This is a genomic window from Amphritea pacifica (assembly GCF_016924145.1).
Taxonomy (GTDB): domain Bacteria; phylum Pseudomonadota; class Gammaproteobacteria; order Pseudomonadales; family Balneatricaceae; genus Amphritea; species Amphritea pacifica.
Map to the genome: position 1 here is coordinate 38581 of NZ_JAFFZO010000004.1, position 14128 is coordinate 52708.

Sequence of the window (14128 nt, forward strand, 5' to 3'; positions counted from 1 at the left end):
AGTCTGACCCACGAAAAATGAAGGAATAATTTTTCATTTTGTCGCTCTCACGATCCATATCACTTCACTAAGTCATCGTGACAGGTTGGTGACAGCTTGGCGCTCTAAGATGTACCCAAATGTATTCATTTGTATGCAATTAAGAGCAGGCAAAATAATGATCCAGCAAGCTAAAACCTATGATCTGGTAGTCATTGGCGGTGGAAACGCCGCATTATGTGCTGCCATTACTGCTGCGGAACATGGCAGTACGGTCTTAATATTAGAGGGAGCCCCCAAACCTTACCGTGGCGGCAACTCTCGTCATACGCGTAATTTTCGTTGTATGCATCAGGAACCGTTAGCTGTATTGACGGACCGCTATACAGAAGAGGAGTACTTTGAAGATCTTCTTAAAGTGACCAAAGGTAAGACAGATGAAAAGCTGGCCAGAGTCGCTATCCGTGGCACTGAAGAGAGTTACGCCTGGATGGAGGCGCACGGTGTACGCTTTCAGCCCTCACTCTCTGGCACCTTGTCCCTTTCCCGCACAAATGCCTTTTTCATGGGCGGTGGTAAAGCCCTGGTCAACGCCTATTATCGCACCGCTTTTAAACTGGGTGTTGAGGTTATGTACGAAGCTCAGGTGACTCATCTTGAGCGTTGTGGCAACCGTATCGAGGCCGTGGAGTTCACCCACCAGGAGCGGTCACATCGATTAACGCCTAAGGCGATTATCGTTGCATCCGGCGGTTTTCAGGCAGACCTCGACTGGTTAGCCAGTGCGTGGGGTCCGGCGGCGAAAAACTTTCTGATTCGCGGAACGCCATACAATAAAGGTGCTGTGTTACGTGACTTGTTGGATCAGGGCGCTGAATCCGTTGGTGATCCAACCCAGTGCCATGCCGTTGCCATCGATGGCCGTGCGCCAAAGTTTGACGGTGGCATCGTTACCCGTCTGGACTGTGTTCCCTTTTCGGTGGTCGTTAATAATGCGGCTCAGCGCTTTTATGATGAAGGCGAGGATGTATGGCCAAAGCGTTATGCCATCTGGGGCCGCTTAGTCGCAGCCCAGCCTGAACAGGTTGGCTATGTCATCATCGATGCAAAGTCGCTGGAACTGTTCATGCCATCGGTATTCCCGCCGATCAAGGCTGACAGTATTGAAGAACTGGCAGAAAAGCTCACCTTACCCCCAGAGGCATTACAGAACACCATTGAGGAGTTCAATGCCGCTTGTCGCCCTGGTCAGTTCCACCCAACGGAACTTGATGGTCTTGCCACTGATGGCATCTCACCGGCTAAAACTAACTGGGCCAGACCTATTGATACGCCACCATATTACGGCTACAGCCTGCGTACCGGTGTAACTTTCACTTATTTAGGTTTAAAGGTGGATGAAACCGCCCAGGTGCAGAGCGCCGAAGGCCCCATCGAAAACCTTTGGGCTGCTGGAGAGACTATGGCTGGCTCAATACTGGGTCAGGGGTATCTGGCGGGCTTTGGAATGACTATCGGTACGGTTTTTGGTCGTATTGCCGGAAAGGAGGCAGCAAATTATGCAAAGCATTAATGTCGTCAATATCGACCCGAATGAAGCTCTACAAACCACTGATGGTTCTATGACTGAAGCCCGGCGACAACTGGAAGTCTGTAACGCCTGTCGTTACTGTGAGAGCTTCTGCTCGGTATTTCCTGCTGTAAATCGCGAGCGGACCTTCTCGGAGGCGACGATTACCCAGCTGGCTAATCTCTGCCACAACTGCCGGGGTTGCTACTACGCCTGCCAGTATACGGCACCGCATGAGTTCGGTATTAACATACCTAAAGTGCTGGCCGAAGTTCGTCAGAACAGCTGGCAAGACAATGCTATGCCTGCGTTTATGGCCGGCGCATTTCACCGTAGTGGTGCAGCTCTCGCTGTTGCCGTTGTGATAGGGTTTGCGCTGCTGCTATGGCTGATCAATCAGCTGCCTCAAAGTATGAACGCAAACTTGGGTGAAGGCTTTTATAGCCAGCTTTCTCATAACGCCATGATTGCTATTTTTATCCCTGCTTTTTTACTCCCGGTGTTAGCTATTGCTATCAGCGTGCGGCGATACTGGCGCAGCGTTGGCGGCACTCAGTTGCAGCTGAGTCATATCAAGGCAGCGTTAGCGAGTGTTGCGAAGATGCGTAACCTTGCAGGGGGTAGCGGGGAGGGGTGTAATTTCGAAGATGAAGACCGCTTCTCCAATGCGCGTCGCTGGTATCATCAGGCGACAATGATTGGCTTTTTGCTCTGCTTTGCTGCAACCTCCGCAGGCACACTGATGCACTACCTGTTTGATATGCAGGCACCGTATCCCCTCTTCTCTCTTCCCAAAATGCTAGGCGTTTCGGGTGGGGTACTGCTCAGCATCGGAACGCTGGGACTCGGGGTCTTAAAGTTACAAGCCGACCGGGACTTAGCTGATCGCCGTGTCTGGGGTGGTGAAATGGGCTTTATCATTTTGCTATTTTTGGTCAGCACTTCAGGATTAGCGCTTTATGTTTTGGCTGCCAGCCCCTGGCTACCCGAACTGTTAGCGTTTCATCTTGGCTCAGTATTAGCGTTCTTTGTGTTAATGCCGTTCTCTAAAATGGTACATGGTTTCTATCGGTTAGCGGCACTGTTACGCGAACAGCAACTGCAGTAAAAGTCGCGATCCAGCTGACCATTGATCCACAGGGGTTTTCTGATAAACCCCTGTGGCATTTAACGCTCTCTTTTCAATTTGATTCCGAGGTTCTCCATGGCTACACAGTCCTCAAAAAAATCGCAATCCTCCAGGGCTGAACACGCCTATCAGCAACTTCTGAATGCAATTCTCAGTGGTGAGTTAAAGCCTGGCAGCCGGATACGGGAAGTAGAACTGGCCGAATGGCTGAAAATTAGTCGTACGCCGGTACGTGAGGCGGTTCGGCGACTGGAGTCTGAGGGGCTCATCTGTCTTGTTGGCCATAAAGGGATGGCCGTCGCCGAGCTGGACTACCAGGCGGTAATAGAACTCTATCAGATGCGGGAAGTACTGGAAGCTGCTGCAGCCAGCCTCGCCGCGAAACACGCCTCTGAGCCAGAGATTTTCAGTCTCCGGGAGATTTTTAATCAGGAGAAACAACAGAGCGGCAATGTCGCGATACAAGCGGAAATAAACCGTGCTTTTCATAACGCGATCTATCATGCTGCGCATAACCGCTATCTACTGAAATCCCTGAGTAGCCTGCGTGATGCGATGGCGCTCCTTGGCTCCACGACGTATACACTGCCTTCGCGTAGTGAAACGGCCCTGGCCGAACATCAGCGAATTCTTGAAGCGATAGAAAAGGGCGATTCTGTTGCTGCAGAACAAGCCGCCCGCGACCATATTCGTCAGGCCCAGCAGGCCAGAATCCGAATCCTTACCGGCGAGTTATCCAATCAACCGACAGCCTGAGGGTAACGCCTGATTCCTGTTCTCAACTCCCCGTTCCGGCAACCGCAGAAGGTTGTGACAGGTTTATGACAGGTTAGCCCGTTATGGTACATGAGCTAACCGGGATAACCGCTCATTACGAGTGTTTACCCCGGCAGGCTTATCTATCAACGGTTAAGACCACTCGCCTTGAAGGGAAGTAGATTCATGAAAAAAATAACAACAACAAAAGTACTCACTGTCGCCGTCGCATCCGCCATACTCAGCGGACATGCGATCGCAGCCGATAAAAGCGACAGCAGCTATAAACTGAACACCAAAACCCGGTTGGTTTATTTTGACCGGGAGTATGAAGACCCAGCGAATGATCGAACCCAGTCAGCGCTTGCCATTACTGCAGACTGGAGCACGCCTCAATATGGAGGGGTGTTGGGTGTCGGCATCTCTCCCTATTTTGTTCAGGATATTGATTCAGACGGAAAAATCACCACAGACGTACTGACCGTTAAAGATGGTGAGGCTCAGGGTTACGCTTTGCTGGGGCAGGCATTTATAAATCTGACCCCGCTTGAAGGCTTCAGCGCTAAAATTGGCCGCCAGACTCATAAGTCTATGTTCCTGAGTAGCTCTGGTAGCCGCGCAGTTCCTAATAGTTTTCAGGGCATCAGCGCCATGTATATCCCCGTAAAAGGGCTGAACCTGTATGGCGCTGTGTACAATAAGTGGTCACCGCGTGCCGATAATAATTTCATCGGATTTAAAACTGACAAATCAGGCGAAGGTGATCTCAAGTATGTGTCCTTGATGGGCATTCAATATAAGAAAGATGATTTCACAGTCGACGCTGAATACCTCAATGCTAAGGATTACATCAGTAAGCTTGGCTTGCGGGGAAGTTATGTGACCCGGTTTGAAGATTCCAGCCTGAAGTTCACCGCCGGGGTGTTCAGCTCATCTGACAACGGTGATCTGTTCGTCACTGGTTCAGAAAGCGGGGAGCTGGACGATGAAGATGTTGCAGGCAGCATTGCCGGTGTCACTAAAAGCAGTAACGATGGTCTGGGGGCCTTCCTTGAAGCGAAATGGAGCAAAGGCAATACGCAACTGACTGCAGCCGTATCGAAAACCGATGACATCTGGATAGAAGACAACTTTGCTGGCGATCACGGCACTAACCCCTTTCCGACACGGTCTCGTGTTGGTCCCGATATGACCAATGCGAATGAAACTGTCTTGAAACTGGCAGTGCAGTACGACTGGAAAGATTACGCTCCAGGCCTGGTGACCAGTATTGCTGCAGCAAAAGGCTGGGATGCAGAAAACTCCGCCAATCCTTCGTTAGGTTCAGCTGATGAATACTGGAAAGAACTTGCAGTCAGCTATAAAGTTCCTGCAATAAAAGGATTGAAATTCACCGGCGTTATTCACGACTACAACTCAAACGAAGTCGGTCGGGTGGATGGTGTTAAAGCCGATGAAACCGATGTTCGTCTGTATCTGGATTATACTTACGCCTTTAATCTTTAATACACACGCCTTCAATTTTTAATTGATACCTGAAAAAGCAGTCGCACCCGCGACTGCTTTTTAATACCAGTATTTCCCGCTTCTCAAGCATCAACTCTGACTGAGTGCTAGCGGTACTTATTTTAATCACCGCACTATTTTAATCACCGCACTATTTTAGCCACCGCACTATTTTAGCCACCGCACTATTTTAGCCACCACGCAATCGATGACAGGTTGCTGACAGCTTGACTCGTTAGAGTTGCCATCTGAATACCACATTTTTACGTCTGAAGCGCGCCTGATAGCTGATCTATCAAGTATTAAGAGATGCCTGTTCAGATTAAGAGAAGACCGATGCTGACACAAAGAATAATAAAGAGATCTATTCATCCAATTTTGAAATTAGTGATCGATAACTCAATACCCGCAGGTGCTGGCAAGCAGCCTGACGCAGGCGATGCCGCGGGTTGTGAGGATGATATTGAGACCGTTGCAGTGCTTAGCAATAACTAATTTTTATCTCTCAAAACTAATAACAGATTCCGCAGCAGGCCTGCAACCGACCATAAGAGGAGTCCAATCATGGCAGCACAAACAGCCATTCCCTGTACAATGATGCGAGGTGGAACATCACGGGGTCCATACTTCTTAGCCAATGACCTCCCACGTGACCCAGTATTACGTGACGAAGTACTCCTGACCGCGATGGGATCAGGTAACGCCCAGCAAATTGACGGTATCGGTGGCGGAACCACCCTCTCCAGTAAGGTGGCTATCGTCTCGGTATCCCGGCACCCCGATGCGGATGTTGACTACCTGTTTGCGCAGGTATCCGTCACTGAACGAATCGTAGATTGCTCGCCTTCCTGTGGCAACATGCTGGCGGGTGTGGCTCCTTTCGCTATTGAGTCAGGGCTGGTCACTGCAGAAGAGGGCGAAACCCTGGTCCGTGTCCACAACATCAATACTGATTCATTTATCGAAGTCGTCGTACAAACGCCAAATGGCAAGGTTGAGTATGACGGGGATACCAGCATAAACGGTGTTGAAGGTACAGCGGCGCCTGTGGTGCTTAACTTTCTTGATGTCGCTGGGACAAAAACGGGACATCTGCTCCCAACCGGTAATTTACGTGACGTTTTTGATGGCGTTGAGGTCAGCTGCGTTGATGCTGCAATGCCCATGGTGCTTATTCCTGCCAGCTCTCTCGGCAAAAGTGGCTGGGAAAGCAAGGCCGAGTTAGATAGTGATCGCGAACTTCTGACCCGCATCGAATCTATCCGGCGACAGGCTTCTTTAAAGATGGGGCTGGGTGATGCCGCAGGTAAAGTCTTGCCTAAAGTGTCATTAATGGCACCGCCTCAGCATGGCGGCACTATCAGTTCTCGCTACTTTGTCCCAACCGATTGTCACGCCGCTCATGCAGTCACTGGCGCTATCTGCGTTAGCACGGCAGCGATGATGCCCGGGACAATCGCCTACGACTTAGCTGATCGTCCCGTTGGTGAACCCATGATGATCGGTGTAGAGCACCCCAGCGGGAGAATCGATATTGTGCTTGACCTGGAAGAAACTGATAAAGGTTTACAGGTCCATCGGGCCGGGCTTATCCGCACTGCCCGGAAACTTTTCCGGGGGGAACTGTATATACCCAGCCGCATCTGGTCTTACGCGCAAGCAAAAGCATCCTGAAGAAAACACTTAACATCAAAATAAATATTGCATGACAGGTTGCTGACAGTTTTGAGCAGTAACTTGAAGTAGAAACAATGGGAAGACCAAAAAAAATATTCTAATGGTCATCTCTATTCTAATTATAAAAAGTATGACTGGAGTCCTGAATGAACACTATGAGAAATAATAAGCGAAGTGCGGGTAAATTAATCAAAGCCCTGGCTGCCAGCGCAGCCTGCATCGCGAGTCTGACAGTCGCTAATCCCGTACATGCGGTCGACTTTGATGGCGAACGCGTGGAGTGGATCATTCCATTTAAAGAAGGCGGCGGTTCAGATACCTGGGCTCGTTTTTTTGCCCCACTGATCTCTGAAAATCTACCGGGAAAACCGGCTATCGTGGTGAAAAATATTCCGGGAGGCGGTTCAACCAAAGGGGCTAATCAGTTTCAGCGAAAAGCCAAAGATAATGGTTTAAATATTATAGGTACTTCCGGCTCCACTCAGTTTCCGTATCTGTTAGGCGATACACGCGTCAACTATGATTACAAGAACTGGACGCCAGTACTGGCATCACCTACAGGTGGGGTTTTTTATGTCAGCCCTGAACTCGGCATCAAATCGGCAGCAGAACTGGCATCACTACGCGGTAAAGAGCTTAAATACGCCAGTCAGGGTGCAACCTCCCTCGACTTAGTGCCTCTGTTAGCGATGGATATTCTGGATATTGATGTACAGGCTATTTTCGGCATGAAAGGCCGTGGCGCGGGTCGTCTGGCTTTTGAGCGTGGCGAAGTTAACGTTGATTACCAAACATCGTCAGCCTACCTGAAAAAAGTTGTACCGCTGATAGATGAAGGCAAAGTCGTGCCTATCATGTCCTGGGGCGTATTGGATGAGGATGGCAACCTGCAACGCGATCCAAACTTCCCGGATCTTCCTCACTTTGCTGAAGTCTATGAGATGATCCATGGCAAAAAACCAGAAGGAACTGCATTTAAAGTGTGGAAAGCGTTCTTCGCGGCAGGCTTTGCCGCACAAAAAGGTATTTTCTTGCCTAAAGGAACCCCACAGGACGTCATCGATGCCTGGGGAGATGCAGTAGAAAAAACCGTTAAGGCCGATGACTTCAAGAGTCGCTCTGAGCTGGTTCTTGGTGACTACCCTCAGGCCGTAAAAGGTAAAGCAGTTAAAGCATTTAAAGCAGCGCTTGATATCTCAGATGCTGACCGACAGTGGGTTCGTGACTGGCTGACCAGCCGATACAACGTGCAACTATAAGCTAGTTGTTTCCTTTATCACGTCAATCCATCAGGTAAACACTATTCCTGTTGACTATCCCTGACACGGGCTCATCCGAGCCCGTCGTTCACTTTTTATGAGGTAAGGAACCATGTTAGACGCATTCCTAACCGCCCTACAGACTGTCATGACTGGTACCCATCTGCTCTATTTAGCGGGTGGTGTATTGCTGGGACTTGCTATCGGCATTTTTCCGGGTCTTGGCGGTATCGCCGGGCTTTCTTTATTACTTCCTTTTCTATACGGCATGGAACCAACCACCGCACTGGCGATGCTGATTGGTTTAGTTGCTGTTATCCCAACCTCCGATACCTTTACATCGGTGTTGATGGGCATTCCAGGATCCAGTGGCTCGCAGGCCACCGTGTTGGACGGATTCCCCATGGCTAAACGAGGGGAGGCCGCTCGCGCACTCTCAGCTGCGTTTGCCTCCTCTTTATTTGGCGGCCTGTTTGGTGCTGTTGTACTGACCGGTTTCGTCCTGATCGCCCGTCCAGTCATTCTGGCATTCGGGTCGGCAGAGCTCTTTATGCTGACTCTGCTCGGGTTGAGCATGGTCGGTGTATTAGGCGGTAATAGTCTGGTAAAAGGCCTGAGTGCTTGTGGTGTAGGCCTGCTGCTGGGGAGCGTTGGTGGTGCACCTGCGACGGGTGAATACCGAATGACCTTCGGAAACTTCTATCTTATGGATGGTATTCCGCTGGTTGTTGTCGGTCTGGGTATTTTTGCACTTCCGGAAATTATCGATCTGCTTCGCCAGAACAGCGCTATTTCAGAAGCAGCAGAGCTGGGCCGTGGGTGGGTAAACGGTATCAGAGATCTGATTAAAAACCGTTGGCTGGCCCTGCGATGTGCCGTTATTGGCTGTATAGTTGGCGCCCTGCCAGGTCTCGGTGGGAGTGTGGTGGACTGGATCGCCTATGGCCATGCAGTACAAACCACAAAAGATAAAGATGGTTTTGGCAACGGTGATGTACGTGGTGTCATAGCACCTGAATCCTCTAATAATGCTAAAGAAGGTGGGGCACTTATCCCGACACTTTTGTTTGGCATTCCGGGGTCAGGCAGCATGGCGGTATTTCTGGGCGGTATGGTATTAATTGGTATCGAGCCCGGACCATCGATGGTTACGTCTAACCTGGACGTAACCTATACCATCGTCTGGTCACTAGCGATTGCCAATGTTGTGGGCGCTGCTGCCTGTTTGTTTTTATCAAAATGGGTCGCAAAATTAACGACGATTCCCTATGCGTTGATGGCGCCGTTCATGATCACCGTGATCTGTTTCGCTGCTTATCAGGCAACCCGTGATCTGAGTGATCTTGTGACACTGTTGGGAATTGGCGTGTTAGGTGTGCTCATGAAACGCTTTGACTGGCCACGCCCTGCTTTTCTGATCGGATTTGTGCTGGCCAGCGGAATGGAAACATACTTATATCAGGCGCTTCAGTTTGATGGCCTGGGATTCCTGCTGAAACCGGGTGTTTTAATCATTGGTGCCATTACTGCTATCTCTATCTACTTTGCTGCACGTCATGCAACAAACAGTGGTAAAGATGATTCCTGTACTGAAACCAGCACTGACTCCAGTACTCAGGCAAAACCGCTGCGTCCAACTAACTTAGGACCGCAAAAGCTATTTGCCGGTGCTATCTTTCTGGCATTTGCTTATGGCCTTTATGATGCATTACAGCAATCGATGCTAGGAGGCGTTTTTACCGGCGGAGTCTGTGGTGTAATGCTTATTCTTAGCGGTATCGTATTGTTCAAGCTTGTAACCAACCAGGTTGATGATGCTGTTAACTTTGATAACGAAGTTGCTGCCGGTTATCAGGGTGACCAGAGCATCGCAAGCCTTTTACACTATGTTTATTGGATAGCCGGACTCATTGTCAGCTGTTACTTTGTCGGATTCTTAATATCTATTGCCGTTTTCTTCATTGCATTCCTGTTAGTTAAAGCGCGGGCATCGATACTCCGCACTGTCGTACTGACCAGTTCAGCTGTTGTATTTATGGCAACACTGGCGCATGTGATGGTACTGGATCTTCCAAGCGGGTTTTTGCAAGAAGCAGTACAAATGCCTTGGCCTCTGAACTGATTAATTAGGTATATAAGGAGAAGAATCATGTTATCAGTAAAATCTATACTGATGCCGCTTTCCAGCAGTGGTGAGGTGCAGGAAAGACTGCTGGGTGCCTTATCAGTCACAGCGTTCTTTGGCGCTCACCTGGAGGTATTGCATGCACAAGTCAGCCCACGACAATTTATTCCTGTCGATGCGGTGGCTCGAACAATGCCCCAGAAACTCTTAAATGAGTTAGAAGTGTTAGCCGACAAATATTCCAATACTGAATCGAGCGAACTCAAATCTATGTTCGTAAAGCTTTGTGAACAAAACGATATTGTTCACAGTGATGACTCAGTAACAGGTCAGCCAAGCGCCTTCTGGCGCGAGGTTAACGGCCTGCGCAGCGAGCTTGTAGGAGAGTGCGGTAAGGTTAGTGACCTTATCATTCTGCCTCAACCAAGAAGTGGCAAGCCAACGGCCACTTTCCAGGCCGCCTTAATGCGCAGTGGTAAGCCCATTTTATTAGTCCCCAGAACGATGACGACGTTTAGTGCTGAACGTGTGTTAATCGCCTGGAACGGTAGCACAGAAGGTAGCCGCGCGATTACTCATGCGATACCTATTTTACAGCAAGCAAAAGAGATCATTATCGCCACCAGCGACAGCTCAGCTCAATGTAAACCTGACACTGAAGAGCTGATCAGATATCTTGGGCGTCATGGTATCAAAGCGGAATCAAAGTACTTCGATGCTGGACGCCGATCCACCGGAGAAGCAATTCTTACTTTGGCTGATTCGATCAAATCAGAACTGCTGATAATGGGGGCTTATACCCATCGCCGTGTGCATGAACAGATATTTGGTGGTGTCACCCAGCATATGGTCGGCCACGCAAGATTGCCGGTTTGGATGATGCATTAAAGCGTAATTCAATTGATAGCACTATTATTTGCATGCGGATGGTAGTCCTTCAATCCATTTTTTCAGACACCCTGAATACCTGCCCATCGGTGTAGTGATCCAGCCGTTATCCTGACGACTAGATCTTTGCGTAATACGATAGCGCCTCAAGTAGGCTTAACGAATGAAACGCAAGGGAGAGAGTTTGGGGGCTCTTAGCATGGATCTCGGTAATTTGACAAAGACTTTAAAGCCCCGTAAGGGGCTTTGTCTGTTGATAGCCGCCAGGCCATCACGGGCAATATCATAATGAATCTTTGGATGGCCCAGCGCTTTAGCCAGAATATCAACCGTTACCCTGCCTTCGGCCACCTCTTTGGCCCATGGGAAGATCATCTCAGCTGCCATGGGATGCTGGCTCGGCATCCAGGAGGAGAGTGTCAGCCGGGTTTCAGCAAATACACTCTGGCTGAAGGCGATCACAGATAATCCGACAAGTATCTTTGCAACTGTGCGTTTCATGTTTTACCTCAGGCTTCTAATTATCGTTTTCAGTAGGAGTTAGGCGTTTCCGGATGATGAAGATGCCTTGGATTTGGTCTTTTTATCATCCGGGTTATCTATTTAGGAACATAACCTAAACAACAAGAAATACATTATTATCAAATAATGATAATAATGATAATAATGATAATAATGATAATAATGATAATAATGATAATAATGATAATAATGTGATTATTATTTGATTTTGTATAATTCTAGAGCTGATTTAATCTCATGGTGAGTGTATGTGCACTATTGTATGTCACGAGTAAAAAAGGCCAGGCCGCCTGGACAAACTGCATAACTCAGCGTTTAGCAGTTGTGTCTTGAAACATGGGATTGCTATACAAAAGCTGCTCCGAAAAGCGGTTTTGCACGGAGAATTCCTGGCGTATTGGTGGGGAAGAGCTCATCTGTATGATAAAGGTTCGTCAGGGTTCAGCTTGAAACAGGTTATGAAAATAAGATCAGAATTGCGCTGCACTATGCTCCAGCTGCTGTGGGCCAAAGCGATAGATCGTCATCTCATCGATGCTGTTGGCTCCCATCTGACGATAGAAATGGATAGCCGGGGCGTTCCAGTCGAGGCAGCCCCACTCCAATCGCTTGCAACCCCGTTTGAGTGCCAGTTTAGAGAGATAGGCGAGCATAATCTTACCCAGCCCCTGGGACTGAAACGGTTGATCGATAAAAAAGCCATCGATGTAGAGTCCGGTCTGGCCGGTGAACGCCGATGAGTTTTGATAGAAATAGATAAAGCCAACCGTCTCGCCAGCATATTCCCCGAAGATAACCTCTCCCCTTTTCTCACTGAGTAACCGACGAATGTCTGCTTCGGTGGCGGTGATCTTATCCAGCATCTTCTGGTATTCACCGAGTTTCTTCATATAGCTGACAACCTGCGTGGCGTCATCCGCGGTTCCCACTCTGAGCGTAAATTGGGGATTCCGGGTTTCAATACTATCCATATCGTTGTTCACAAATATGCGTCCGTTATTTTTAAACGTCTGTTTAAGTTGCTACAAATAGAAACCGAAGGTTCCGTGCGGGTCGAGCCTTTGGTTTTTTCCTGCTGCATTGTGCAGCTGTTTCTATCTCACAGGAGTGAAAATACTATGGAAACATCAGTCTCAGATAACCCAGTCAGGGTTTTTCCTCAACCTTATATTGCACCACCGCCTGTTCACCCAGCCATACCCTATTCGGGGAGGTACTGGGAGGATCGGGTATATGAAGAGGTCCGTTCGGGAAACTGGAGCAGAACGGATGTGCACAACCGGATTGATCTGCAGGGCTGGTTGCCCTATCTGAAACAGCTGCCCCGGGACCCATATGTGGATAGCCGCTGGAAGCGGATGTCCTGGTTTTATCTCAACCAGGCCGGAGAACCTGTGGTGGTGCCGGATTGTCCAATGGCGCAGGCCGGTGCATTTAACGATGCTGTAACCATGGCGGATAAGGTACGCCATTACGCACCGCTGGAAGATGCCTTTATTCAGAGAGCAGATGTCTCAGCGTTTATCAAAGGCTGGGCCGGGCTTTGGGATATTCAGCCCGGTGAGCCGATTCTGATGCAGATAAACGGCGTGCGGGGGAATGCGTTAACTGACCCGCTGCAGGGGCAGGGTATTCACAAGGATGGCAGCCAGTTTCTCAGTGTGTTGGTGATCAACCGGGAAAATGTCAGTGGCGGAACCAGTCTGCTGTCATTCGATAAACAGGGAGAGCAGGAGATTATCTCCGCTGATCTGGCACCGGGGGAGATTCTGCATATCCGCGATGATCAGATCTACCACAGTGTCAGCGGTGTTAAGCCGCTGGATAACGAACAGCCATTCGAGCGGTTTATCATCATTATTAACTGTCGCTTTAATGACCAGTTTCAGAACCGCATACTCCGGGAGCACTTCCCCGGGGCGGTGTTGAATGGTGGTAAACGGTGACATAAGGAAGTGATGAAAATGGCGAACACTGTGTTCGCCATTTTTGTAGCACGTTTTAAGCAGGCTCAGTTGTTCCGATAAATATTGGGCAGTTTAAGGCTAAACAGAATAGCCAGTGCCCGTAGAACAAAAGCCATCAGAAAACCACCCACCAGATCGTAGTTGTAGGGCAGGTTCAACGAATTAAGGGTCAGGTAGGTAACCGACCCTGCCAGCATGGTACTGATATAAAGTTCTTCATTCATCAGGGTCAGGTTGCTGCCACAGAGCAGATCCCGGGCGATACCACCAAAACTGCCGGTCATCACCCCCATGCACACGGCAATCAGCGGTGAGGTGCCGACATCGAGTCCGATCTTAGTTCCTACTACGCCAAAAAGCGCGATACCGATAGCATCCATCCAGATCAGCGCCCGTGACAGCGACACCAGTTTAGGGGCGATAAAGTAGGTGACAGCGGATGCCATCAGACAGACGATGATCCAGATTGGCTCGCGAATCCACAGCACTGGCAGATTGCCAAGCAATACGTCGCGCAGGGTGCCGCCGCCCAGCCCCGTTGCCGTGCCGATCAGCATAAAGCCGAGGATATCCATCTTTTGGCGGGCGGCATCCAGCGCGCCTGACACGGCAAACACGGCTACCGCGGACAATCCCATGATATTGACAACAGCGGTAATATCGAATGGCATTATACTGTTCCCTGAATCTATAACTTATGGTCTCAATTTAGCTGATTATATCATCTAACAGCGGGTTGTTTTTATTAAA

At 49.3% G+C, this 14128-nt stretch carries 12 protein-coding genes; 9 read left to right on the plus strand and 3 right to left on the minus strand.

Annotated elements, in window-relative coordinates; genetic code table 11:
• The first annotated feature begins 157 nt into the window (after positions 1-157).
• The 8 genes from tcuA (at position 158) to JW499_RS02825 (ending at position 10889) form a co-directional block, all read left to right on the plus strand.
• A complete protein-coding gene (gene tcuA, locus JW499_RS02790) occupies positions 158-1552 on the plus strand; it encodes an FAD-dependent tricarballylate dehydrogenase TcuA (RefSeq protein ID WP_205209155.1) in 1395 nt (464 codons plus the stop codon).
• Positions 1539-2657 (plus strand): tricarballylate utilization 4Fe-4S protein TcuB, encoded by a 1119-nt coding sequence (gene tcuB / locus JW499_RS02795; RefSeq protein ID WP_205209156.1) that lies wholly within the window; start codon positions 1539-1541, stop codon positions 2655-2657. Before tcuA ends, tcuB begins: the two co-directional genes overlap by 14 nt.
• Positions 2658-2753: 96 nt before the next feature.
• Positions 2754-3434, plus strand: coding sequence for a GntR family transcriptional regulator (locus tag JW499_RS02800; RefSeq protein ID WP_205209157.1), 681 nt, complete (start codon positions 2754-2756; stop codon positions 3432-3434).
• Positions 3435-3620: 186 nt separating this feature from the next.
• On the plus strand, positions 3621-4940 hold the full coding sequence (locus JW499_RS02805; protein ID WP_205209158.1) for an OprD family outer membrane porin: 1320 nt from the start codon (positions 3621-3623) through the stop codon (positions 4938-4940).
• Positions 4941-5504: 564 nt separating this feature from the next.
• Positions 5505-6614: a 4-oxalomesaconate tautomerase gene (locus JW499_RS02810; RefSeq protein ID WP_205209159.1), complete on the plus strand. Its 1110-nt coding sequence runs from the start codon at positions 5505-5507 to the stop codon at positions 6612-6614.
• Positions 6615-6763: 149 nt separating this feature from the next.
• A complete protein-coding gene (locus JW499_RS02815; protein WP_232846204.1) occupies positions 6764-7876 on the plus strand; it encodes a Bug family tripartite tricarboxylate transporter substrate binding protein in 1113 nt (370 codons plus the stop codon).
• Between the two features lie 112 nt (positions 7877-7988).
• Positions 7989-9998 carry a tripartite tricarboxylate transporter permease gene (locus JW499_RS02820; protein ID WP_205209160.1) on the plus strand — a complete coding sequence of 670 codons (2010 nt, stop codon included), beginning with the start codon at positions 7989-7991 and terminating at the stop codon, positions 9996-9998.
• A 27-nt stretch (positions 9999-10025) separates the two neighbouring features.
• Positions 10026-10889, plus strand: coding sequence for a universal stress protein (locus JW499_RS02825; RefSeq protein ID WP_205209161.1), 864 nt, complete (start codon positions 10026-10028; stop codon positions 10887-10889).
• Positions 10890-11045: 156 nt separating this feature from the next.
• Here JW499_RS02825 and JW499_RS02830 read toward each other — a convergent pair whose 3' ends face one another.
• Positions 11046-11390: a hypothetical protein gene (locus JW499_RS02830; protein ID WP_205209162.1), complete on the minus strand. Its 345-nt coding sequence runs from the start codon at positions 11388-11390 to the stop codon at positions 11046-11048.
• Positions 11391-11881: 491 nt separating this feature from the next.
• Complete coding sequence (locus tag JW499_RS02835) at positions 11882-12382, minus strand: GNAT family N-acetyltransferase (RefSeq protein ID WP_205209163.1); 501 nt, start codon at positions 12380-12382, stop codon at positions 11882-11884.
• Positions 12383-12529: 147 nt separating this feature from the next.
• Between JW499_RS02835 and JW499_RS02840 the strand changes: the two genes are divergently transcribed.
• Entirely contained in the window at positions 12530-13357 is an 828-nt protein-coding gene (locus JW499_RS02840) for a 2OG-Fe dioxygenase family protein (protein WP_205209164.1), read from the plus strand.
• Positions 13358-13422: 65 nt separating this feature from the next.
• Here the strand turns inward: JW499_RS02840 and JW499_RS02845 are convergent, their stop codons facing one another.
• Entirely contained in the window at positions 13423-14049 is a 627-nt protein-coding gene (locus JW499_RS02845) for a trimeric intracellular cation channel family protein (RefSeq protein ID WP_205209165.1), read from the minus strand.
• Positions 14050-14128 lie beyond the last annotated feature (79 nt).